Genomic DNA, 23,464 nt, shown 5'->3' with positions numbered 1-23,464 from the left:
AAAAGCCCTCTTTCAAATAATAAAAGAAGGCTTAACAATTCAACATTTGCGTTCCTTCTCATCTTCTGGCATTCGCCACTGGATTTAGCACCTGACTTTTCGTTGGTTGCTGAAGTTTCATCGGGCCAGTCCCTCAACTTCTCTCGATAAGAATATTTTATGATTTTTAAAATAAAGCAATTATGCCTCAACATAATCGCAGCTGAATACGGAACATATAAAAGAACCGAATTAGGTTAAATGCATCATATCGTTATCTGAATGTTACGTCAATACCCTTTAACCGAATAAAGTATTTCTTTACATAATTCGCTCAATAATCTGTTCCGCCGTTTTTTTTCCGTTTTGAATGCATGCGCCAATCCCTACACCAAAATAAGAGCACCCTGCTAATAAGAGGTTCGGATAGTGTGTTTGCAACTGTCGAACGACATTCGATAATGCTTCGTTGTGCGCTAAATCATAGCGCGGCATTTGGTCAAGCCATTTCGTCACATTTACGACTGCCGGCTCGGCTTCAATGCCTAAACTTAAACGAATATCTTCCAATGCGACTTTTGTCAATGCTTCATCGGACATCGCCGCAAGCTCTTCGTAGCGCGGATTAATATTTTTATAAAATAAACGGACGAGTAAGTTTCCTTCCGCTGACGTATGCTTCCATTTACGGCTCGTCCATGTCGAAGCATTGCAAACTAAATCGCTATTATGCGAGACGATAAATCCTGTGCCATCTGCCGGCAATACACTATCCGGCACATCAAATCCGACATACATGGTTAAAGCTGATGCCGTTGTGAATTTTTCGAGCTGTTCATCGAGCGATTCGTCCTGCAGCACATTTCGCACCGTATCGTTCGGAACAGCCAGCACAACTATATCCGCCAAAATCGTTTCTTCCTCCAATATGACCTCATACTGCTCGCCGACTTTACGCACTTGCTTTGTCGCCGTCTTTTTAATGAATTCGACTTCCGGCAGCTGCTCTTCCAAGCGATCAATCAATGTGGATAAACCATTCCGGAATGAGATGAATTTCTTGTTCGCCGCTTTTTCGAATTGCTCGCGATTTGCCTCAAAGCCTTTTATAATCGAGCCGTAATTGTTTTTGTAATCCACTAAATAAGGCAAGGTTGATGCTAAGCTTAATTGATACAAATCCCCTGAGTAAACACCCGCCAACACCGGGGCGATTTGCTTGCGCACAATTTCCTCACCTAAAAAGTATTCTAAAAACATGCCGATTGAACTTTCTTTCGTAAAGGATGTATTCGGAATTTCCGAATCCTGAAGCGCTCTTTCCTTTCCTTCTTCCGATAGCAGTGTGCTCGACATAAGTGATTCTATGCTCATCGGAATACCGAATGTAGACCCTGCCGGAATTGCATGCAGCTCATTATTTGTATGAATATAGGATATTCCTGTTTCGTTATATACGAGCTGTGACTCAAAATTCAGTTCCTTTACAAGCTCCAGCACCCCCGGATGACGCGCTACTATCGAATCCGCGCCCGTTTCCATAATAAAGCTTCCTTCACGCGCCGAATGTATTTTGCCGCCCAAATATTGGTTTTTTTCGATTAATACTAGCCGTGCTTCGATATTTTTTTCATGCATTTGATTTTTTAAATAATGCATTGTGCAAAGTCCGGTAATGCCGCCGCCTATAACTACTACTGTTTTCATTTTATCTCTCCCATTTCGTTCGCTCTTCTTCTATTAGTATAATCTTTTCCACGCAAAATTTGGTCAGGCGGATATTACAATTTTCAAAACCAATGCCCGATTCTTATAATTACTATGTATACTTGGAGAGTTTGTTGGGTGTGAAAAGTAGAGCGGCTATTACAATTTTTCACGCCCGCATCATTTTACTTTCACAAGTATATTGACGATTAAGGATGCACAATGATAAAACATATTTTGCGCAAAATAACGTAAAATGATGTCTGTTATTATGTGGGTTACGTTGAACAGCTTATATGTACTTGCCCATCAAAAAGCTGTGCGGAAAGGACGGGCTTTCGGCACAGCATTGCTTATTCATATTATTCTTCTAGATTTTGGGATATTTGTGCCAGTGTATCTGCGGATAACGTTACTTCATCAAATGCACGGCCAAGATCCGAAATTATATCCCCGATTTGCTCTAATTCCAGCTCCACCAAATTGTTTTGTTTTTGTGTTTCGGTCATTGATTCGACAATCGCGGTGAACTGAACTTCCGTGTTTTCCATACTCTCTTCACCAACACGCACAGCTGATTTTATTTCTTGTAATGACTCAAGAAGCTTCGTCGTGCGAATATTTGTATTCTGCAATAGTTCTTCCACATTCACTGCCGAATCCTTTGTTTGTTCTGACAGCTTTCGCACTTCTCCCGCCACAACACCAAAGCCTTTGCCCGCTTCTCCGGCACGCGCCGCCTCTATTGCAGCATTTAGCGCTAATAAATTTGTTTGGTTCGCTATATTTGTAACGATTCCCATTGTCGATTCCATCTCTTTTGAAATTTCCGCAAGCTTATCAATCTCTGATGAAATCATTGCCACGGAATTATGAATGGCGTTCATGCTCTCTGATTGCTGCTGAATTTGCATTTTCCCTTGATGCGCTTGTTCAGCTGCAGCCGAAGACATACCATTGGCCTTTTTCGAATAAGAAATTATGACATCGGATTGAGCGGTCAACTGCTGGAATGACGCATTTGTCTGTTCGGAAATTGCCGCTAAGTTGGAAGATGACGCGATGATTGAATTCCCTATATTACGCTTGTCCTCTTTCATCTTTTCTTTCATGGATTCTACAACTGCTTCATATTCCTCCAAAACGATTTGCTGCTCAAAGTTCAGCATTTTCGATATTGCCGCAATTGTATGGAAGCGCTGCTCGTCACCTTCGATATGCATTTGAACGAGACGAATAAAATCGATTAATAAGCTTTGGAATGCGCCAATATACCATTTCGTCTTTAATCCTATATGAACATGCACACGCGCGATTTTTTTGCGCTTCTCAAAATATGCTTCATCAATAACCCCGCCGAACATTTCGCAAATATGCGCTTTTAAAGTTACTTTTAAACGGTCCACTGAGCTATGTTTATTAATTATTTCAACTAAGCTTGCTTCCATCCCCAAATTTTTATAAAAGGTATCGATAATATTTTCGATGCTTTCATCAACATAAGGCTTTAAACCTTTCAAGTATTTCAAATCTTCTGTTGTTAAGTTCAGCATTTGAAGCTGTTTTCTAATTTCTGCGTCCGCTACATACGCAAGCTTAACATTTTCATGCGATAATGGATTTTCTTGTTCCTTTAATTCCTTCTTCTTAAAAAACATTTGCAACCTCACTTTTAGGATTTACTTTTTTGTTTTATCTTTATATGATGCGACTGTGTAATTGTGTATGCTGCTCTAAGTCTGTTGTTATATCATTTTATAGTTGGAACAAAGTTTACAGTTTCATAACATTTCCATTATAGAGACGCTCTATGATGAAAGATATACAGTTCTCTTATTTCTATGCTTTTGCACTATATTATATGCCACTCTAGTAGTTAATAATAAATAGTTACATCGTCCTTTGATCAATATTCCGGTGGGAAAATATATCAAAAGCTTCACATTTATAATACTTACCATTATCCCTAATAGATTTTACAAATTTTAATATACAAAAGCAATCCTTCTCCAACATTTTAAAGACAGGATTGCTTCCGTTTACTATTCAAAAGAAAGTTGCTTTGTTAATGCGATTATTTCAGCTTCCAATGTTGCCGAGCGCTTATCAAAATAACGGATTCGTTCGGAGCTGCGGTTTTCAATATTTTTTTGGGGATCCAGCATATTGATCGCATCACTGGCAAACAGTTTTAATGTGCGGATGCCTGATTCGATTTTCCGAACTTCCTTCCCATTTATAAGTGCAGTATTATCTGTTGTTTTTCCCTTTTTCATTTGAATAATATTTGTATTGATGAGCTCATCGATTTTATTATAACGGCTCGTTTGTTTGTCGGTCATTATTTGAATTTTTTGATTGTATTTGATGACATCTTTGGAATCCAGCCCTGTTTGGCCAAACCCTTTTAAATATTCAACGATTGTACATAGCGTCGTTAAATTCTCTCGTTGCTCCAATAGCATTTGCTGGAGTTTTTGAATACTTTCCTCACTATGATGAGAAGAGAATTGTGGTACTGCATACATAAACATGATACTTCCCCTCCTTGTTGCTTTCCCCTTATAGTATATTTCCTATTATTATGTGAAAATAAACCTCAAAATGTCATCTAAATGTGGCTAATTTTCGTCAGACTTATTGAGCTTTACAGGCATTCTTATTTCACTCGGATTCATTTTCCAGCTTTGTTAGTTTTTCTTGCCACTTCATAGCCGCCGCTCTATCAATTCGCTCATAATAGGTCACTGCTTTTTTTGTCGCCTCTATATCTCCCAGTAAGCTTGCCTGTTTATAGTAGTAAATCGCTTTCTCGATATGCTGATCAACCCCGCAACCATATTCATAGCAATATCCTAAATTAAAAATCGCATCGACATGGAATTGCTCGCTCGCTTTTAAAAACCATTTTACAGCCTCTGCTCCATCTTGACGCTGCCCAAGTTCTCCCGAAAAAAAGATCATTCCAAGACGATACATTGCTTCGACGTCCTGCTGTTTGGCGCTGCAATGATAGTAAGCAAAGGCCAGTGCCTCATTGCAATCTGTTCCTATTCCTTGCTCATGCATCAGTCCGAGCGTAAACATCGCTTCCGCAACACCGAGTTGTGCAGCCTTTTCAAACCAATACAGTGCTTTTGCCTCGTCAACCTCCGTTGCCTCCCCGTTCAAATACATATCCGCCAAATTATTCATCGCCTCACAGTGCCCTAATAGAGCAGCCTTTTCGTATAATGTGAATGCCTGATGCTCATTGCCTCTCCCGTCAAGCGCTTCAAAATAGCAGTTTGCCAGCTCATACATTGCATCTGCATTTTGGCTTGCGACAGCATTTTCGAGCAAATTGTACATGCATGCGAAATCTTCATACTGCTTATATAATAAGGCGATATTTACAATCGATTGCTCCAGTCCATTAGTCGCTGATTCAAATTGCTCGAGCCATTTTTCCTGGGCATTTATTTCATGCTTTTTCAGCCATTTTATAAATTGCGTGCGATGTTCCATTCTTTTCACTCTTCTCTTTGCTGGAAATAATCCAATAAATACTGCCTAAATTCAGCTACTGCTGGCGGCAAATAACGGTTTTTCGCCCATGATACCCCGACTGAGCGATAGCATGGCGGATCGACCTTTAAACGTTTCACTTTATAATGGTCAAGCCCTTTAATATTCGGGATGAGTGAAATGCCCATTCCTGCTCCAACAAACCCTGCCACTGTATGCATCTCCTCCGCGGCAAATGTTGTTTTAAGCTGAATCCCTTCTTCCAAAAACAGCTCGTCGACTAATTGGCGGAGTGAATTCCCTTTTTTGATCGCAATAAACGGTTCATTTTTTACTTCTTCCAATTTTACGGCATCTTTCTTTGCCAATGGATGCGTTGTCGGGACAATGACGAAAAGCTCCTCGACAAACAGCTCCTCTGTTTCGATTTCAATCACTTTTGACTCGATTTTTTGTGATAGGCACAAATCGATGGCCCCTTCTTCAAGCCGCTTCAATAAACTCAACGAAGTCGCTTGTGTTAAGGAAAATTGCATATTCGGAAATGCCTCGCTTGTCGAAGCAATCAGTTCCGGCACGACTTCCATGCCGAGCGTGTGAATAAAGCCAAAGGACACTTCCCCTGAACCTGGCTTAACAATATCCTCAAATTCTTCTTTAATATGCTCGTACTCATCCAAAATCACATTCACGCTTTGTAAAAAAAGCTCGCCAAAACGGTTTAAATAAATCGAGCGTCCTTCACGGCTAAACAACGGTACACCGAGATGCTGCTCAATGTTTGCAATCGATTTGCTTAACGCTGGCTGGGAAATCGCTAAAACTTCCGCCGCACGTGTCATATGTTGCATTGTAGCAACGGTTTTGAAATATTGAAGCTGTTCAATCTCCATTTTCCATACCTCACATCATTCATAACTTTTTCGAATTGAAACAATAAAAATAATAAATTGTACTTATATATTTATACTCTTTATAATAGTCGATAACAGCAAGATTTCATAACAAAAATATTTTAAAATTTCAAGAGTTTTTTATAACATTTTATAAAATTGACATATTTTATTTTACAAAGGGGTCTAATAGACAATGAAACTCATCGCGCCGAAACCTTTTACAATTGAATCCGGAAAACGTGCTGTTCTATTACTGCATGGCTTTACCGGCAACACAAATGATGTAAAACGTTTAGGAAAATATTTAGCTGATCGTAACTATACTGTGCATGCACCTTTATATAAAGGCCATGGCGGTGGTCCGGATTTATTAATTCAATCCCAGCCAACTGAATGGTGGGATAGTGTAATGGAAGGCTATGATGCATTACGCAATCGCGGCTATGAAGAAATTGCGGTAGCAGGCGTATCACTAGGCGGAATCTTCTCGTTAAAGCTTGGGGAAGAGCGTCCAACAAAGGCGATTGTTACAATGTCTGCCCCTGCCATGTCAAAATCTGCAGATAGCTTACAAAATCGCATTGTTGATTATGCGATTAACTATAAAAAATTAGCCGGCACATATGATGAAGCGGTTGATAGTCGCACTAAAATTGCGGAGCTTGTGAAAATGCCGTCATTGAACTATTTGCAAAGCATGATTAACGAGACAAGCGAAAAATTAAATGTCATCAAGACGCCTGTCCATATTTTGCGCGGTTTAGAAGATGATGAATATTATTGTGAAAGTGCCGATCTAATATATAGTTCAGTAAATTCCCGAATTAAATCAGTTAAGACTTTCATTAATTCCGGACATATATTAACATTAGGTAAAGAACGTGAATTGGTGTTTGAAGAAATTTATCGTTTCTTTGAAGGTTTAAAGTGGAAAGAGTAAATAATAAAATTGCTGAAATGCATGTGCTATTCCTTGAAACATTGAAAAGTCTGATGGTAAAATAAACGCATCGCCACTTCTGCCCGGAGGAAGCAAAATAGCCGCAGAGCCGGCATTTTAGCCTAGATATAATATTGTGTCCCCTTGCAAAAATCCCCGTTTTTGCAATGATATATTAGAAAGTCGCTTCTTGCTCTTTTGAGTAGAGGTGTACCCTTTCTTCCGACGAGGTAGCATTTGTTTTCTCGTCAACGAAAAGCGAGCGCTAAATGGATCCCCGTCCATTTAGCGCTCGTTTTTTATTCTTCTGACATGGCAAGTACTAAAATTTTTGCCAATTGGGCGCGTGTCACATTTCCTTTTGGCGAGAAAGTTGTAGCACTCGTTCCTTGTACAACACCTATATCATATAAAAATGTAATCGCCACTTGTGTTTCTTCAGCATAGTTTGCTATATCTTTAAACATAGCAAACTGCGCAGGCTCATACTCTTCGCCAACCAAACCGTTTGAAAGGCGCATTAAAATCAATGCGAGCTGTGCGCGGGTAATATTGCCTTGCGGGTTGAAATAGCCATCATTTTCACGGACTAAACCAGCTTCATAGGCGGCAGCAATTTCGTTTTGTGTTTGCTGCGCATAATGGCCAATATCCTTGAATGGGGCAGGTTTTGTTGCCGTTAACTCAAATGCGCGCGAAATAACGGATAATACTTGGACACGCGTCATATTCGTATTCGGCTTGAATGTCCCATCTTCATAGCCATTCATGAAGCCATATGCATACGCAATATCAATATATTCCTTGCCCCAATGATTTTTTATATCATGAAATGGCGCTTCTTCAACGTCCTCATCTACAATTGTCTCTTCCAATTCCTTAATAATGACATCCAAGTAATCGTTCATCATCGTAATAGCTACCATTTCATAGCCAGCTTCACTTAAATGGACATTTGCGGGATTTGGCAAATATGCCTTTGTATCACTTGCGATTAATTTTGCTACATCAGAAAAAATGCCGTCATTCTTTTCAACGACAGTTTTAATCGAATTATTGATTGTAGTCACTAGCGTATTTAATTGTGTTTGTATAGCTTGGTCTTGAACATGAGGAAATGGATTGTATAGCCCCATGACGATAATGTCCACATATGGATTAATCGCATAAATGCTTTCGAAGATTTCCCCATAATTTACAGCTACATTTTGAATGCCTTTTAAAACGCCTGCTGCATCAAATGTGAATTCCCCTGATTCTGTACGATTTACATTTTTCAATACATCGTTTGCACCGATACTTAATGTAATGATATCCGCTTTTTGAATCGCTTCATGAATCGTCACTGTATTTTGTGATAAGCCTTTTAAATCATAAATTGGCTTTGTGACATTTGCTTCAATATCATTTAATACATCAACCGTTGTATAGCCAGGATAAGAAAACCCTTTATTAAACGTGATTGCGGCCTGCTCTTCCATGTAGTTTTTGGCAATAAAATCTGCATAGCCAAGACCGATTTCACCTTTTTCATTCATGCCTGCCGCCAGAGAATCTCCAAGTGCCAAATAATTCAATAATTCGCTATCTTCCTCGGCATTGGCGATTGTCGATATAGGTAAAACTAATTGTAAAACTAGCAGTATTGCGGCAAAAACCGAAAACTTTTTCATCCACTTTCCCCCTTTTTATGTAACTTATTCACATTATAAATTATCGCAGTTTAAATAACAAAAATTATTTAAACGCGATGTACTATACTATTCCCCCGCGATTCAGATCAAACTGCCACCTTATAAACATGCTTGGACAGATGCTTGAAACAAGAAGGTCCGGCCTAAAGAAGCATTTCCTACATATATTATAAAATGAATGATTGGAGGAGAGTACATGATTACAATTAGCCTTTGCATGATTGTCAAAGATGAAGAGGCTGTCATTGCCCGCTGTTTAGATTCAGTCAAAGAATTAGTCGATGAGATTAATATTGTGGATACGGGATCTACAGACAGCACGAAAGAAATCCTGCAACAATACACTAACCGGATTTTCGATTTTGAATGGATTGACCACTTTGCGGCCGCACGCAATTATTCTTTCCAGCAGGCGACGAAGGACTACATTCTTTGGCTCGATGCGGATGATATTTTTGCCGCTGGGGATATTATTGATTTGTACTATGAATCGAACGGTTTAACAATCGGACTTAACTTAGGAGGCTCAAACTCTGCTGGAATGGTTTGGTCTTGTCATCGGATTTCCTAGCCATCAATATATACAAAAATGCAGAAATGTTGAAAGCATAACATTTCTGCATTTTTTGTCATTTAAAAAACCGCCTCTCAAAAAAACTTGAGAAGCGGCAATTACTTATATAAGCTATTGAATCTAATAGCCGAAAAACATTGCTACGAAGAAATTACATCATTCCTGGCATACCCATGCCGCCCATATCCGGCATTGCTGGTCCGCCAGCTTCCGGAATATCCGCAACTACTGCTTCAGTCGTCAAGAATAGTGAAGCAACAGAAGCCGCGTTTTGCAATGCTGAACGTGTAACTTTTGCTGGGTCCACTACACCTGCTTCAATCATGTTCACCCATTCACCTGTTGCTGCGTTGAAACCGATACCAATTTCTTCACGTTTTAAACGATCAACAATGATTGAGCCTTCTAGACCAGCGTTTTCGGAAATTTGACGTACAGGCTCTTCTAATGCGCGTAAAATAATGCGTACACCTGTTGCTACATCACCCTCTACATTCTCAAGCACTTTTTCCACTGCCGCATAAACATTAAGAAGTGCTGTACCACCACCTGATACGATACCTTCTTCCACTGCTGCGCGTGTAGAGTTTAAAGCATCTTCAATACGTAATTTACGCTCTTTTAATTCTGTTTCTGTTGCAGCACCAACTTTAATTACTGCAACACCGCCAGCTAATTTCGCCAAGCGTTCTTGTAATTTTTCTTTATCGAATTCAGAAGTTGTTTCAGCAAGCTGTGCACGGATTTGGCCTACACGACCAGCTACCGCCTCTATGTTACCAGCACCTTCAACAATTGTTGTGTTGTCTTTTGATACGATAACTTTTGCCGCACGACCTAAAGATGATAAGTCTGCTGTTTTTAAGTCCAACCCCAGATCTTGTGTAATTACTTGTGCACCTGTAAGAATCGCGATATCCTCCAACATCGCTTTACGACGGTCACCGAAACCTGGTGCTTTTACAGCTACCGCGTTGAATGTTCCGCGTAATTTATTCACTACAAGTGTTGCAAGCGCTTCACCTTCTACATCTTCAGCGATAATTAAAATTGGACGGCCTTGTTGAACAACCTGCTCTAATACTGGCAGGATTTCTTGAATATTAGAGATTTTTTTATCCGTAATTAAAATGAACGGATTATCAAGTACCGCTTCCATTTTATCTGTATCTGTTACCATATAGTGAGATGCATAACCGCGGTCAAATTGCATACCTTCCACTACATCCAATTCTGTTGTGAAGCCTTTAGATTCTTCGATTGTAATAACACCATCGTTGCCTACGCGCTCCATGGCATCTGCAATATATTGGCCAATTTCATCATCCGCTGAAGAAATTGCCGCTACTTGTGCGATCGATTCTTTGTTTTCCACTGGGCGGGAAATTGCTTGAAGCTCTGTTAATGCAGCAGCAACCGCTTTATCCATCCCTTTGCGAATACCTACTGGGTTAGCACCAGCTGTTACGTTTTTAAGACCTTCACGAATCATGGCTTGCGCAAGTACTGTAGCTGTTGTTGTACCATCACCAGCAATTTCATTCGTTTTAGAAGCTACTTCCGCTACTAGCTTTGCCCCCATGTTTTCATATGGGTTTTCCAATTCGATTTCTTTAGCGATCGATACACCATCATTTGTAATTAATGGTGAACCGAATTTTTTCTCCAATACAACATTGCGCCCTTTAGGTCCTAATGTAACCTTTACAGCATTCGCTAATTTATCTACACCTGATGCCATTAATGAACGAGCTTCTTCTGAAAACTTAATATCTTTTGCCATAATTCATTTTCCTCCTAAAATTTGCGATCTATTTTTTTGATTTATTGTTTATGAAGATGTGCAGCTAGCAATATTCATTATGTAAGGGCCAGCTGCAAAACATGTTTGAATTTGGAATTATCCGATAATTGCAAGTACATCGCTCTCACGTAAAATTAAATATTCTACGCCGTCATACTTCACTTCAGTACCAGAGAATTTTGAGAAGATGATTTCGTCGCCTACTTTTACGTCAAGCTCAAGACGAGTGCCGTTGTCAAGAACACGACCTGTACCTACTGCCACTACTTTGCCAGTTTGCGGCTTTTCTTTTGCTGAGTCTGGCAATACGATGCCGAATGCCGTTTTTTCCTCTACCTCAACAAGTTCGATAATGATGCGATCTCCTAATGGTCTTAACAATTGAAACAACCTCCTAAAAAAATTTCTTTTTTTAGCACTCTCGTTTGATGAGTGCTAACACATTTATTAGTTTAATGAATTCCATATTTTTTTGCAAGTATGTGCATTAAAAAATTTTGTTTTATCGGCAAATTCCTCTACAATAAAGAAGGGACATATGAAAATGGCTAAAACATAATCGCCGACAAAAAAATCTATAAATAGAAGATACAGCATTTCACACGATTTCGTGGAGAAGTTTTTTCTGCTTGCTATTAATGGAGAAAGAAGGTTTTCAATTCGTGACATCTATTTCATCATCTAAGTTTCAAACACAAAAAACAGCCTTTTACGTGTTATTAACTTATATCATTTGCCAATTATCAGCATTATTACTTATATTCATTCCTGGCTTAAAAGATTCCCTATTACAGCTTTTTTCTGGAGTCTCCGAGCAGGACCAGCTCATCAAATTATCTGCCTGGTGGTCGACAATCTCATTTGGCGTCGCGTTTGCTGTGAGTTTCATTTTAATTTCGCGCAATAAGCAATTTTGGGATGTTTTTAAAGGGGAAAAGGCGTCCGTTGGTGCATCGATCGGCTGGGGTGTAATCGGATTTTTCCTCGTATTTTTAGGTCAGACAATCGGGGCTTACATTGAACTGGCTTTAGGGATTGAGGTCGGCTCGGAAAATACGGAAGCGATTATGGATATTACGAAAATCGCGCCTGTAATGATTATAGCGACAGTATTTTTAGGTCCGATTTTAGAGGAGCTTGTATTCCGCCGTGTCATTTTCGGCTCTATTATCCAAAACTATAATTTCTGGATTGCGAGCATTATTAGCGCTATTGTTTTTGCTGCGATTCATATGGATTTTACACATATTTTACTATATACGATTTGCGGGATGATTTTCGCGTTTTTATATCATAAAACAAAGCGACTTATTACTCCTATTATCGCGCATATTTTACTAAACGGGTTCGTTACATTTGTTCAAATGAATGCCGATAAGTTTCAAGTGTGATTTTTCTGAGTTTGTGTTAAAAGTGGAGGAAGCTTTTAACACAAACTTTTTAAATTGCAGGAAAGTACTGCTTTTGGCATTGGCCCGGATAAATCTTCCTGTATCCATTATAAAAGGAGTATCCCGAAATTGAATTACCGGATACCCCCTTGACGTGATACAAATTAACTATTATTCATTTGTTCCATTTGGCGGCGCTGCTGTTCAAGCAATTCTTCCACTTGCAGCTCCCGCTCGCGTTCTTCCTCTGCCAATACGCGCTCTTTTTCGGCCGCTTCATATTTACGATACCCAAGCCTTGAAATGACAATACTTATCTCATACAAAATAAATAAGGGAATCGCAATAATGATGTTCGACACCACATCAGGCGGCGCCAACAATACCGAAATAACGATTAATACAAAATATGCGTATTTACGAAATTTTACCATGAGCTTCGGATTAATAATGCCGAGCCTCGAAATAAATAGCGTCACGACAGGCAATTGGAACAACAACCCAAAAGGAACGATTAGCTTGATTAAAAATGAAAAGAATTCATTGATTCCGATCGTCGGCTTAATATTCAAGTCTGCCGACAGGTCATTCATAAAGCGCATAATAAACGGAAACAGAACATAATAGGCAAACGTAATCCCCACAATGCCCAACACAAATGCATATGGGATATATTTCAATGTCGCCTTACGTTCCATTTCATGCAGACCTGGCGTGATGAATGCCCAAAGCTGGTAAAGCAAAATCGGAGACACAATGACAGCCGCTATAATGAAAGTCACTTGTAAATATACTGTTAAAGGATCTCCAGGACTAAATGCGTTCATCGTAAAACTAGCAGCTAAATCACTGCGTTGAATATATCGAATAAGCGGTTTCGCCGTATAAAAGCCTACGAAAAGAGCCATTACAAAGAAAATCGCCACGAAAAACAGGCGTTTCCTGAGCTCCTCCATATGTTCAACTACGGTTAATTCTCTTGGATTCATAGTAAGACATCCTTAATTTACTTAATGTCGTTTTTTTCGTTATCTTTATGTTCGATAACATTTTTCTTCGCATTCATGTCATCTTCGTCATCTGTCAAGCCCTTCGTAGCACTGCGGAACTCGCGTAAAGTTGTCCCCATTGCACGACCTAATGATGGCAATTTTTTTGGACCAAATATTAGCAGGGCGATCAGTCCGATGATAATTAGGCTTAAAGGTGTAACCGCACTTAAATGCACAACCACTATAGCCACCTCCTCTATTATTATGTACATTTTACAGTAATTAACTTGAATTTGCTATTTATAGTAATGTGAACAATTTGTTACTAATCTGAATTTCTGACTAAATAGATAAGCGCCTGCAATTCGACCGATAAATCAATATTCATCACTTTAAGCGTTTCAGGCACAGATAAGCGGACAGGGGTGAAGTTTAATATTCCTTTTGCATTCATTTGAACAAGCCGGTCTGTCATCATTTGAGCAGAGCGGGATGGAACAGTAAGTATGGCCAACTCTGCGCCAAACTCTTCATACATCTCCTCTAAACGATCCGGATGGAAAACCGGGATATCACTGATCGTCGTCCCTTCATACGGTGCTTTCGAGTCAAATGCGACGACAATGCGCGTGTTATGATTTTTTTGAAAATTGTATTTCAGTAAACCATTCCCTAAGTTCCCGACCCCGATCAGCGCGACATTCATCGCCTCATCCTGATCCAATGTTTGTCGGAAAAATTCGAGTAAATATTGCACTTCATAGCCATATCCCTTTTTGCCGAGAGCGCCAAAATAAGAGAAGTCACGTCGAATCGTAGCCGAATCTATTTTCATCGCATCACTTAATTCCTGTGATGAAATACGTTTTTTACCTTCATTTGCAAAATTTTTCAAAAATCGGTAATACAGAGGAAGTCTTTTCGTTGTTGCTTGTGGAATTTTTGTTTCTGGTTTCACACATTCTCCTCCTACATACTTTTGGAAATCGTTATCAATTATGCCTCGCCAACTCTTGTCCAGATTTTTTCCGAGTCGGACTCACCGGACACAGGTCATTCAGCCGTTGCCGCACGATATGAAGCTTTCAAGCTGACTTCCTCTTTCATTAAGAAATCATAAAAAAACCGGTGACATCCGCCTGGCTTTGGGCCAATACGATGCAGATCACTCATGCATCTTCACACGACGCGGTGCTCTTAGCCTCAGTTCTCTGTTGAGCAGAAGCAAGTTAATCTTACTAAACAAGCAGCCACAAGTAAAGTATCCATCGTTGCGTACAATGTTCCCATCCTTTAAACTAAATAGGAGAAACTGAGGTGTAAAAATGATTGTCTTACAAGTAAATCAATTATATAAATCCTTTATTACCGATGAAATTTTAAGTGGTGTAAAGCTGGAAGTCCAGCACCGGGACCGTGTTGCTTTAGTAGGGCGCAACGGGGCAGGCAAGTCTACACTGCTGAAAATAATCGCTGGGCAGATGGGCTATGATTCGGGTGAAATAATTATCCCGAAAGATATTCGTGTCGGCTATTTGGAGCAGCATGCCGGCATTGATTCCGAGCTTTCCATTTGGGACGAAATGATGACAATTTTCAAAAGCTTACGCAGCCAGGAGCAAAAGCTGCGTCATTTGGAGCTGCAGATGGCCGAGCCGCAAATATATGAAAACAGTGAGCAATATGCGCGCATCATGTCGGAATATGACCAATTGCAGCATGATTTCAAAGATGCAGGCGGTTATCAATATGAAGCCGATACACGCTCTGTACTGCACGGCATGCAGTTTTTCCCGGAAGACTATACGAAGCCGATCCGTTCGCTTTCCGGGGGGCAGCGTACACGTCTTGCCCTTGCAAAGCTCCTCTTGTCAAAGCCTGACCTGCTTATATTGGACGAGCCGACAAACCATTTGGATATTGAAACATTGTCTTGGCTGGAAAACTATTTAAAAGGCTATGAAGGCGCAATTTTAATCGTTTCGCATGACCGTTACTTTTTAGATCAAGTCGTCTCGATTGTTTATGAAGTTTCCCGTACAAAAGTATCAAAATATGTCGGAAACTACAGTGCCTATTTAGATGAAAAGGCAAAAAACTATGAGCGGGATTTGAAAATGTACGAGCGTCAAATGGATGAAAAGGCAAAGCTCGAGACATTCATCCAAAAAAACCTGGCACGTGCTTCAACGACAAAAATGGCACAATCCCGCCGGAAAGTGCTGGAAAAGACAAATTGGATGGATTCTCCGGATGGCGACGAAAAAAGCGCGAATTTCGGTTTCACAATCGATCGCCAAAGCGGCAATGATGTGCTATCGATCGATGACTTGGCGATCGGCTTTTCCGACAAAGAAATTTCGGGAAATATCGGGCTGCGTGTATTCAGAGAGGACCGGATTGCATTGGTCGGTCCAAACGGGGTCGGGAAATCCACATTATTAAAAACAATCGTGAAAGATATCGAGGCCCTTGCCGGTAATATTCGTTATGGCACAAATGTCCAAATTGGCTACTATGATCAGGAACAGGCAAAATTGCATTCGAATAAATCCGTAATAAGCGAGCTCTGGGATGAATGGCCATTGATGAACGAAAAAGATATCCGTAATATTTTAGGACGCTTCCTCTTTAGCGGTGACGATGTTTCAAAAACTGTCAGCTCTCTATCCGGCGGCGAAAAGGCCCGTCTTGCACTTGCTAAGCTAATGATGCAAAAATCGAATTTCCTCGTGCTTGATGAACCGACAAACCATCTGGACTTGGACAGCAAGGAAATTTTGGAAAACGCGTTAATCGATTATCCGGGAACGCTTTTATTCGTTTCGCATGACCGTTATTTCATTAATCGGATCGCCACGAAAGTAATCGAGCTTTCAGGCACAGGCTCTTTCGAATATTTGGGGGACTATGACTATTATATAGAGAAGAAGCAGGAGCTTGAAGAGTTGGCCGCGATGAAAGCCGCCGCAAAGGAAAAAGCTGTGACGGATACTGCCCCCCAGGCAAAATCCACTTCTTTGATTGATAAGGACGCGAAGAAAAGAGAACGCCAAATTCGCCGTACAATCGAGGATATCGAGGCAAATATGAGCACGTTAAATGATAAAATTGCGATATTTGAAGAGCAGCTTTGCGATCCCGCCATATTCTCTGATCATGAAAAAACAATGGCAATTCAATCTGAGCTAAATGAGACAAAAGAGCAGCATGAAACGCTTGAGATGGAATGGCTTGAATTGAATGAAGAACTAGAACATCTATAAAAATAAAGAGTGCCCGGTATATCGTTCCGGGCACTCTTTTCATATTAAGCGATGAAGATATTCATTTTGGCGATTGTAAGAGCATACTTTGTAGCAAACGCTTAATAATTTTATTTTCCTTTAACTTTTCAGGCGACTCTATCTATTTCATTATTATCGTATAATACTAAAGCTTAATAAACTCCATTTATAAATCAATCATATATATAGGTCAATACGCCAAATTTCTACAAAAATCTCCACAGTTTTATTCACAAAACAAATCTAGTCATATCAACATATCAACATAGTTTTCCACATTATCCACAAAAAATATCAAAGTTATACACAAGACGATACGAAAAATCGACCACTATATATAGATAAGTCACATGTTTTCCACAAGTTATTCACATTTTGTGCATAAGTACGCATGTTCGCACATCTTTTTGTGGGTATTTAACTTTATCTGTGGATAATTTTTCAGAAAAGTTCTACATTAAATAAAAAATTGTTATAAACAAGATTTAATCATCATAAATTACTAATTTCGACTTTTACATATTATTGTAATAAAGTGAGACCTCCACTAATAGGAATTTGGTATGGTCAAATGCCGTTATAATTAAAAGAATCCACTATTTTTAACCGGCCTTCAATTCGTAATCTTAATTCCGCATAATTGAGCTCTATTTTTTCCACCAAAAAAGCATGAGGAAAGGAATTGTTGCTCTTCCTTTCCTCATGCTTTTCGAATTTTACTTCCAGCTTGTCAATTCCATTCCTGGACGTCCATTCATAGCTAAATTCCCGCGAACCCCGGCTATATACATTTCATAAGCCGCGGCGCCAATCATCGCGGCATTATCTGTGCATAATTTTAATGGTGGGACATAAAAGGGAATGCCTTCCTCTTTAAAAGCATTCTCCAATGCTGTTCGCAGGCCTTTATTAGCGGATACCCCGCCTGCCGCAATCACTTGCTTCACATTAAATTCACGTGCAGCACGAACTGTTTTCGCTGTAAGCACTTCGACAACACTATCTTGGAATCCTTTTGCCACTTGCGCCGGGATAATTTCCTCTCCGCGCTGGTCCATATTATGCTTATAGTTAATAACGGCCGATTTCAATCCGCTGAAGCTAAAATCATACGAATCCGCCTCTAGCCATACACGGGGAAAAGGCACTGCTTCTGTCGCTTCATGTGCAAGCCGGTCAATATGAGGTCCACCCGGGTAAGGCATATTCAATACGCGCGCCACTTTGTCATATGCTTCGCCCGCTGCATCATCACGCGTTTCGCCAATGACTTCAAAAGAGCCGTGTTCACGCATAAGTACTAGCTCTGTATGCCCTCCTGATACTACAAGGGCAAGAAGCGGAAACTCCATAGGCTGGACGAGATTATTTGCATAAATATGTCCTGCAATATGATGTGTGCCGATTAACGGTAAATTATGCACAAATGCAAACGCCTTTGCTGCATTAATGCCGATTAACAATGCCCCTACTAACCCGGGCCCTTCTGTCACCGCCACAGCCGTTAAATCTTTTGGTTCGATATTTGCCTGTTTTAAAGCTTCCTCCAACACGATCGTCATCTGTTCCACATGATGGCGTGAAGCGATTTCAGGTACGACTCCCCCGAAACGCTTATGACTTTCTATTTGCGACGAAACTACATTCGAAATGATTTCCGTGCCGTTTTTGATTATTGCAACGGCTGTTTCATCACAGCTTGTTTCAATTGCCAATATATAATTATCCATTATAAGTTCACCCACATTACTAACGCATCTTCCTGATTGTCCGTGTAGTAGCCTTTTCGGATGCCACCATCTTGGAACCCAAGCTTGCGATATAAATTTTGCGCGACTGTATTTGTTACGCGTACTTCCAAACTCATGACGTCCATATTGGCTTCCTTAGCGATACGCATCGCCTCACGCATTAAGCCTTCTCCGATACCTTGACCACGAACAGCTTCAATTACAGCTACATTCGTAATTTGAGCGGCATCAATGACGAGCCAGATTCCGCAAAAGCCGATAATTCCGCCTGTCTCGTCTTCCGCTACTAAATAATGCGAAAACTGATTTTCCGTCATTTCATAATAGAACGAATCCAATGTCCATGGTGTAGGGAATGTAGCTAGCTCAATTGCATGAACCGTCTTTACATCGGCAATTGTCATTTTACGATACCTTACCATTATTGCTGCTCCTTTTTCTGTTCCTTGATCCAGTTCGCTTCTGCCTCAGCGATGCGGCGGTACTGCGGTATGAATCGGTGTACGTCATCTACATCCGGCAAAGGGGAATTTTGCGCCAGCGCGATTAACTCGGAAGCACGGGGCAAATCCATCGTAAACGGAGCACGGATCGCTAAATCGCCTAATGCTTCTTTAATTTTACCGAAGTATATACCAGCATCTGTACCGACAAATATTATAGGACGTTCCAGTTGCTGCAGCTTTTGCAATAGTCCATCTATATGATCGTGATAATCTTCAATGACAGTATTCAAAGTGCCGCCTTCATACACTCCCGCATATACATTTTGGCGCCGTGCATCGATCAATGAGCAGATCGCATAATCAGCAACACGGGCATTTGCGGCAAGCACCTTCAAGCTTGATATCCCGACTAAAGGCTTTTGCAGCGACCAGGCCAGCGTCTTTGCGAGTGTGACACCGATGCGAACGCCTGTATAAGATCCCGGTCCTTCAGAAACAGCAATGGCCTCGATATTTCCCGGTATCAATCCGGCTTTTTTAATTGCTTCTTCAATCGCTGGCATCGCTCCGACTGAATGCGTCAACTTTATATTTTGTACAACTTCCGCAACTACTTTTTGATCGTTTACAATCGCGACAGAAAGCGGTGCATTTGCCGTGTCTATTCCTAACCAAATCATTTCAGTAACTCCTCACAAAGGCGAACATACTTCTCGCCTACTGGTTTAAAAACAAATTTCCGCGCTGATTCATTTATGCGCGTAATTTCAATTGCCAACCGTTCTTCCGGTAAATCCTCATTGATTAAATGCGCCCATTCAACAACCGTGACTGCATCGCCGTAGAAGATTTCTTCCCAGCCGAAATCTTCGTCACTATCTTCTAAACGATACACATCTAAATGATTTAATGGAATACGCCCTTCATATTGCTTCATAATTGTAAATGTCGGGCTATTCACCGTACGTTTCACACCAAGCCCTTTCGCAAAGCTTTGTGTAAATGTTGTTTTCCCGGCGCCCAAATCACCTTCAAGCGTAATCGTATACTGTGGCTCCACCAAATCCGCAAGCTTCCTTGCAAGTGCTTCTGTTTCTTCAAGAGTATTTATTTGTATTTCGAATATCATATGATTGTTTCCTTCCGCAAAAAGTCCATTATCTCTAGTTTACTTGAACTGAAGCAATTGTTCAAAATGTATTGCTCCCAACGCGATTAATCAACGAAGAAAAACGGTATTCAATTTAAAAAGCCTTATAAGCTCTATGCCCATAAGACCAATTTTACCGTTTAGAATTGCCTTTGCGCTCTACAACTTCCATTTGAACTAACTCGTCTTCCTTAAATTTAAGACGATAGCCCTTCGTCAGTAAAAGCTCATCATTCCATTCATAAATGTCCTTGTCAACCGCTTTGCCTGCCCCTCCGCTAATACGCACGACATCTATATAGGACATGCCTTCTTTTAATTCCTTATATTCCCCTTCGTTCATGTATTTTTGCCAACTATACGTATTGCTTTCCTCAATCTCCAAAATTTCATCTTTACAAGCGGATACACTCATCACTAGAAAGAAAACAAGACAAATAGATAGGAAGGCTAAAAATCCCTTTTTATTCATCAGTATCCCCCCTCAATATAAGTAGGAAACTTTTCCCGCAACGAGGACGTTCAAAACATTTTACAAGGGAAAAAAAGAGTATATAAAAATCAAAAAATTTTAATATACTCTTTGTTCGTGGAATAATTGCTATGTAACAACATTTCTGCATGGAATAAAGGCGAGTTCTCTCTTCTTAGTGGAAAAGGAGTGATCCGAAATGATTTTCGAACACTCCTCTGTTTATAATGCCGATTTATATACCTGGAACCCAGCCTGATCTTGATTGTAATTTTTTCAATAATGGATTTGGGAGCACAGTATCAATCTTTTCATCAAATACTGTTGAAACAGGCTCTCCGCTTTGCACTTTCTCCACCCAATGCGGCTCAATAAGCAATGCACGACCGAGCGCGATTAAATCCGCACCTAATCGCAAAGCATGTTCCGCTTCTTCAAGTGTATAAATTGAACCTACCCCTATTAAAGGTTTACGACCATTTAATAAGTCTTGTATAACTGAAATACGGTTATGCTGACCTTTTTCATAGCGATGTGTCTCTGAACGGAAATCCCCAAGTGAAATATGTAAATACGTTAGCTCTGTTTTAGCTAATTCATTTACAAGCACGATTGTATCATCCATCGTAATTCCGTCTTCCTCTGGTTCTTCAGGACTGAATCGGTATCCGACGATAAATGCTTCATTTGCATACAGATTTTTGACCTTTAATACTTCTTCCACAATTTCTAACGGAAAGCGCATTCTCTTTTCAATCGTCCCGCCATACTCATCCGTTCTTTTATTCGTGAAGCCTGAAAAGAATTGCTGAATCAAATACGTATTGGCCCCATGGATCTCAACACCATCAAAGCCTGCTTGAATGGCTCGTCGGGTCGCTTCAGCATATGCTTTAACAATTTGTTTTATTTCATCAAGCGTTAGTGGACGTGATTCATTATTTTCTATTGTGACAGCTTCACTCGCACTCACTACATCGCCATCTGGCACTAAATGCTGAAGAGATTGGCGTCCTCCATGATGGATTTGCAAAATCGCCTTAGCCCCGCCTTGTTGAATAGCGTATGCGATTTTTTTTAAACTCGGGATATATTTATCTTCATGTGCTGCTATTTGTCCAGGGAATGCTTTCCCATTTGCAGCAACATATGCGCAAGCTGTGATGATCATTCCCGCGCCTGAAGCACGTTTTTCATAATAGGCAATTTCTTCGTCCGATACAGTGTCATCCTCATTTGCCGAATAAGTGGTCATCGGTGCCATAACAAGCCGATTGCGAAGTTCAATATTTCCATTTAAATTATATTTTTCGAAAAGTACATTCATCTTTGTTTATTCCTCCTTTTGCTATGACATGACTGTAACGAAACCTCCATTCATTTTCAAGCAGAAGAATCGCCTCGTTTATAAGCTTTACTTGGGATTGGGATATGATTAGGCGGAGGGGGAAGAAGAGAAATAGTACGTTTATGGGAAATAGAGGGTCTAAATTATTAGTTCACAATGATGCCTATTGCCGGAGTTGGGGTTGACATTATGCGTTGGTCGCGTTCTTTATCATCCGATGAACGGTCAGAAATGGCAGTTGGCATATGTACAGTTACTTGATTAACCACAAACGGGAACTTCCCTAAATTTAATCCATTAATATTCACGATGTATTGATAATACATGATGCCTGTACTTCGCGATTGATAATAATTGGTTTTCAGAGGATCGATTAATAATCCGGGGCGCTGGAAGTTAACAATGCTCGGATTCGGAAATTCAGGTATATATAATGGAGCAAAAGTGAACAGTCCTATCCATTCCTGAATAATTTATTGTGCAACTAAATATGCGATGGGGTATTTTGTAAAATTTGAGGATTAAAAGTGCAGGTACGGATTATGTCATACTAAGTGAGGATTAAGAGAACGCGATTGACGATTATCCTGTGCATAGCGAGGATTATATTTTACCGAGCCAGTTGACTAATCTTTTTTATGTGAAAATGAGCATTAAATGAATGAAAGCATCCCCTTTCCTTCCACGCCCACGCCCCGATACAAAAACTGAGCACAGCATAAACAGCATTTAAAGAAATTTTACATAAGATTTTGCACTCGACCGTGTTGTTCTCATTTTCGCTTTTGTAACGGGTGCATTTAAAATCCCGCTCTGATTGGTGCAAATGCAATAATTCCTGCTAATGATGCGGTAATAATTTTTTTCATAATTCCTCGTCTCCTTTAAGTAAATGTTCTATATCTATAGTTTATCGCCACCCTTCAATTCTGTAAAATTAGCTACCACGACTTGAATCGGTATCAAGACTTTTAGTAATTTTATATATACTTTGTCCTAATAAACTACAACCCGTCTGCCTTTTTAAACAAGAATAAAAGCACTAAACCGCCCGTTCAACTCCGACAGACATTGGAGGACCCGAAGCAAAAGTAAACGTTTCACCACTTTTGCAGCGGGCGCTGAAGATCTGTCTTTTTAATTTTGGGCTTTCATTTCAATTAACAGTTTTTTACAGGTACAACTAACAGTCTCGTTTCTTCAGTTAATATGTCTGTCTATTTTATTCGCCAGCTGAAAATCCCCGAGGAAATCTAAGTCTATTTTCAGCGAAGTGGCTAGATGGCAAAAAAAGAGGCAGATTCCCGCAACTGGGATGAAGAGGGATCCGCTATTAACGGGGGGCGGTCCGTTTAAGTGCCTCTTTAAGAAATAGACGGAAAAATTCCCCTTATTTAAAAAATACAATAAAAAATGCTCTCAATAGACGGAGAAATTCCGCCTATTGATCTAAAAAACATGAAAATGGAGTATTTTTCTTTGGATAACCGGAAAAATTCCTCTTATTTACTCCAAAAAGAGCCACA

Annotated in this window: 21 protein-coding genes, 1 pseudogene and 1 riboswitch; of the genes and pseudogenes, 4 read left to right on the top strand and 18 right to left on the bottom strand. The window is 40.1% G+C overall.

Annotated features, from left to right (window positions below):
* Positions 1–55: 55 nt before the first annotated feature.
* Positions 56–153: riboswitch (SAM riboswitch) on the bottom strand.
* A gap of 147 nt (positions 154–300) precedes the next feature.
* From hemG to ACTHOQ_RS12655, 5 genes are all read right to left on the bottom strand, one after another.
* Positions 301–1,686 carry a protoporphyrinogen oxidase gene (gene hemG, locus ACTHOQ_RS12675; RefSeq protein WP_440496512.1) on the bottom strand — a complete coding sequence of 462 codons (1,386 nt, stop codon included), beginning with the start codon at positions 1,684–1,686 and terminating at the stop codon, positions 301–303.
* A 362-nt stretch (positions 1,687–2,048) separates the two neighbouring features.
* Complete coding sequence (locus ACTHOQ_RS12670) at positions 2,049–3,344, bottom strand: protoglobin domain-containing protein (RefSeq protein ID WP_440496511.1); 1,296 nt, start codon at positions 3,342–3,344, stop codon at positions 2,049–2,051.
* A 384-nt stretch (positions 3,345–3,728) separates the two neighbouring features.
* Positions 3,729–4,220, bottom strand: coding sequence for a chemotaxis protein (locus tag ACTHOQ_RS12665; RefSeq protein WP_440496510.1), 492 nt, complete (start codon positions 4,218–4,220; stop codon positions 3,729–3,731).
* 130 nt (positions 4,221–4,350) lie between these two features.
* A complete protein-coding gene (locus ACTHOQ_RS12660; RefSeq protein WP_440496509.1) occupies positions 4,351–5,193 on the bottom strand; it encodes a tetratricopeptide repeat protein in 843 nt (280 codons plus the stop codon).
* 5 nt (positions 5,194–5,198) lie between these two features.
* A complete protein-coding gene (locus ACTHOQ_RS12655) occupies positions 5,199–6,086 on the bottom strand; it encodes a LysR family transcriptional regulator (protein WP_440496508.1) in 888 nt (295 codons plus the stop codon).
* 196 nt (positions 6,087–6,282) lie between these two features.
* Here ACTHOQ_RS12655 and ACTHOQ_RS12650 point away from each other — a divergent pair, with 196 nt between their 5' ends.
* A complete protein-coding gene (locus ACTHOQ_RS12650; RefSeq protein WP_440496507.1) occupies positions 6,283–7,029 on the top strand; it encodes an alpha/beta hydrolase in 747 nt (248 codons plus the stop codon).
* Between the two features lie 299 nt (positions 7,030–7,328).
* On the opposite strand, the gene ACTHOQ_RS12645 is transcribed toward ACTHOQ_RS12650, so the two are convergent.
* The gene (locus tag ACTHOQ_RS12645) at positions 7,329–8,702 is read right to left on the bottom strand and encodes an S-layer homology domain-containing protein (protein WP_440496506.1); all 1,374 of its coding nucleotides are present in this window, start codon (positions 8,700–8,702) and stop codon (positions 7,329–7,331) included.
* Between the two features lie 217 nt (positions 8,703–8,919).
* On the opposite strand from ACTHOQ_RS12645, the pseudogene ACTHOQ_RS12640 reads away from it, so the two are divergent.
* Positions 8,920–9,192 (top strand): annotated as a pseudogene (locus tag ACTHOQ_RS12640) (glycosyltransferase family 2 protein); the annotation flags it as partial.
* A gap of 256 nt (positions 9,193–9,448) precedes the next feature.
* Here the strand turns inward: ACTHOQ_RS12640 and groL are convergent.
* Together groL and groES are read right to left on the bottom strand one after the other, a co-directional pair.
* Entirely contained in the window at positions 9,449–11,080 is a 1,632-nt protein-coding gene (gene groL / locus ACTHOQ_RS12635) for a chaperonin GroEL (protein ID WP_440496505.1), read from the bottom strand.
* A 117-nt stretch (positions 11,081–11,197) separates the two neighbouring features.
* On the bottom strand, positions 11,198–11,482 hold the full coding sequence (gene groES, locus ACTHOQ_RS12630; RefSeq protein WP_440496504.1) for a co-chaperone GroES: 285 nt from the start codon (positions 11,480–11,482) through the stop codon (positions 11,198–11,200).
* 281 nt (positions 11,483–11,763) lie between these two features.
* On the opposite strand from groES, the gene ACTHOQ_RS12625 reads away from it, so the two are divergent.
* The gene (locus ACTHOQ_RS12625) at positions 11,764–12,492 is read left to right on the top strand and encodes a CPBP family intramembrane glutamic endopeptidase (protein WP_440496503.1); all 729 of its coding nucleotides are present in this window, start codon (positions 11,764–11,766) and stop codon (positions 12,490–12,492) included.
* 164 nt (positions 12,493–12,656) lie between these two features.
* Here ACTHOQ_RS12625 and tatC read toward each other — a convergent pair whose 3' ends face one another.
* The 3 genes from tatC to ACTHOQ_RS12610 are packed head-to-tail and all read right to left on the bottom strand — an operon-like array spanning position 12,657 to position 14,442.
* Entirely contained in the window at positions 12,657–13,481 is an 825-nt protein-coding gene (gene tatC / locus ACTHOQ_RS12620) for a twin-arginine translocase subunit TatC (protein ID WP_440496502.1), read from the bottom strand.
* 17 nt (positions 13,482–13,498) lie between these two features.
* A complete protein-coding gene (gene tatA / locus ACTHOQ_RS12615) occupies positions 13,499–13,756 on the bottom strand; it encodes a twin-arginine translocase TatA/TatE family subunit (protein ID WP_440496501.1) in 258 nt (85 codons plus the stop codon).
* A gap of 53 nt (positions 13,757–13,809) precedes the next feature.
* On the bottom strand, positions 13,810–14,442 hold the full coding sequence (locus tag ACTHOQ_RS12610) for a redox-sensing transcriptional repressor Rex (protein ID WP_440496500.1): 633 nt from the start codon (positions 14,440–14,442) through the stop codon (positions 13,810–13,812).
* A 367-nt stretch (positions 14,443–14,809) separates the two neighbouring features.
* Between ACTHOQ_RS12610 and ACTHOQ_RS12605 the strand changes: the two genes are divergently transcribed.
* Complete coding sequence (locus ACTHOQ_RS12605) at positions 14,810–16,750, top strand: ABC-F family ATP-binding cassette domain-containing protein (protein ID WP_440496499.1); 1,941 nt, start codon at positions 14,810–14,812, stop codon at positions 16,748–16,750.
* 737 nt (positions 16,751–17,487) lie between these two features.
* Here the strand turns inward: ACTHOQ_RS12605 and tsaD are convergent.
* The 7 genes from tsaD to ACTHOQ_RS12570 form a co-directional block, all read right to left on the bottom strand.
* A complete protein-coding gene (tsaD, locus tag ACTHOQ_RS12600) occupies positions 17,488–18,501 on the bottom strand; it encodes a tRNA (adenosine(37)-N6)-threonylcarbamoyltransferase complex transferase subunit TsaD (protein WP_440496498.1) in 1,014 nt (337 codons plus the stop codon).
* Complete coding sequence (gene rimI / locus ACTHOQ_RS12595) at positions 18,501–18,944, bottom strand: ribosomal protein S18-alanine N-acetyltransferase (RefSeq protein WP_440496497.1); 444 nt, start codon at positions 18,942–18,944, stop codon at positions 18,501–18,503. The genes tsaD and rimI overlap by 1 nt, the downstream gene beginning before the upstream one ends.
* Positions 18,944–19,648 (bottom strand): tRNA (adenosine(37)-N6)-threonylcarbamoyltransferase complex dimerization subunit type 1 TsaB, encoded by a 705-nt coding sequence (gene tsaB / locus ACTHOQ_RS12590; RefSeq protein WP_440496496.1) that lies wholly within the window; start codon positions 19,646–19,648, stop codon positions 18,944–18,946. Before tsaB ends, rimI begins: the two co-directional genes overlap by 1 nt.
* Complete coding sequence (tsaE, locus tag ACTHOQ_RS12585) at positions 19,645–20,097, bottom strand: tRNA (adenosine(37)-N6)-threonylcarbamoyltransferase complex ATPase subunit type 1 TsaE (protein WP_440496495.1); 453 nt, start codon at positions 20,095–20,097, stop codon at positions 19,645–19,647. Before tsaE ends, tsaB begins: the two co-directional genes overlap by 4 nt.
* 154 nt (positions 20,098–20,251) lie before the next feature.
* Positions 20,252–20,590: a hypothetical protein gene (locus ACTHOQ_RS12580; RefSeq protein ID WP_440496494.1), complete on the bottom strand. Its 339-nt coding sequence runs from the start codon at positions 20,588–20,590 to the stop codon at positions 20,252–20,254.
* A 235-nt stretch (positions 20,591–20,825) separates the two neighbouring features.
* The gene (locus ACTHOQ_RS12575; protein ID WP_440496493.1) at positions 20,826–21,917 is read right to left on the bottom strand and encodes an NADH-dependent flavin oxidoreductase; all 1,092 of its coding nucleotides are present in this window, start codon (positions 21,915–21,917) and stop codon (positions 20,826–20,828) included.
* 167 nt (positions 21,918–22,084) lie between these two features.
* Positions 22,085–22,207, bottom strand: coding sequence for a hypothetical protein (locus ACTHOQ_RS12570; RefSeq protein WP_440496492.1), 123 nt, complete (start codon positions 22,205–22,207; stop codon positions 22,085–22,087).
* Positions 22,208–23,464 lie beyond the last annotated feature (1,257 nt).

The organism is Solibacillus silvestris (assembly GCF_051967575.1).
Lineage (GTDB): Bacteria > Bacillota > Bacilli > Bacillales_A > Planococcaceae > Solibacillus > Solibacillus silvestris_B.
The sequence above is the reverse complement of the archived record's forward strand: the minus strand, read 5'-3'. Positions and strand labels throughout refer to the sequence as shown.

Coding starts and splice junctions, on each gene's coding strand:
- hemG (WP_440496512.1), bottom strand. CDS start 1,686: ATGAAAACAGTAGTAGTTATAGGCGGCGGCATTACCGGACTTTGCACA.
- ACTHOQ_RS12670 (WP_440496511.1), bottom strand. CDS start 3,344: ATGTTTTTTAAGAAGAAGGAATTAAAGGAACAAGAAAATCCATTATCG.
- ACTHOQ_RS12665 (WP_440496510.1), bottom strand. CDS start 4,220: ATGTTTATGTATGCAGTACCACAATTCTCTTCTCATCATAGTGAGGAA.
- ACTHOQ_RS12660 (WP_440496509.1), bottom strand. CDS start 5,193: ATGGAACATCGCACGCAATTTATAAAATGGCTGAAAAAGCATGAAATA.
- ACTHOQ_RS12655 (WP_440496508.1), bottom strand. CDS start 6,086: ATGGAGATTGAACAGCTTCAATATTTCAAAACCGTTGCTACAATGCAA.
- ACTHOQ_RS12650 (WP_440496507.1), top strand. CDS start 6,283: ATGAAACTCATCGCGCCGAAACCTTTTACAATTGAATCCGGAAAACGT.
- ACTHOQ_RS12645 (WP_440496506.1), bottom strand. CDS start 8,702: ATGAAAAAGTTTTCGGTTTTTGCCGCAATACTGCTAGTTTTACAATTA.
- groL (WP_440496505.1), bottom strand. CDS start 11,080: ATGGCAAAAGATATTAAGTTTTCAGAAGAAGCTCGTTCATTAATGGCA.
- tatC (WP_440496502.1), bottom strand. CDS start 13,481: ATGAATCCAAGAGAATTAACCGTAGTTGAACATATGGAGGAGCTCAGG.
- tatA (WP_440496501.1), bottom strand. CDS start 13,756: ATGTACATAATAATAGAGGAGGTGGCTATAGTGGTTGTGCATTTAAGT.
- ACTHOQ_RS12605 (WP_440496499.1), top strand. CDS start 14,810: ATGATTGTCTTACAAGTAAATCAATTATATAAATCCTTTATTACCGAT.
- tsaD (WP_440496498.1), bottom strand. CDS start 18,501: ATGGATAATTATATATTGGCAATTGAAACAAGCTGTGATGAAACAGCC.
- rimI (WP_440496497.1), bottom strand. CDS start 18,944: ATGGTAAGGTATCGTAAAATGACAATTGCCGATGTAAAGACGGTTCAT.
- tsaB (WP_440496496.1), bottom strand. CDS start 19,648: ATGATTTGGTTAGGAATAGACACGGCAAATGCACCGCTTTCTGTCGCG.
- tsaE (WP_440496495.1), bottom strand. CDS start 20,097: ATGATATTCGAAATACAAATAAATACTCTTGAAGAAACAGAAGCACTT.
- ACTHOQ_RS12580 (WP_440496494.1), bottom strand. CDS start 20,590: ATGAATAAAAAGGGATTTTTAGCCTTCCTATCTATTTGTCTTGTTTTC.
- ACTHOQ_RS12575 (WP_440496493.1), bottom strand. CDS start 21,917: ATGAATGTACTTTTCGAAAAATATAATTTAAATGGAAATATTGAACTT.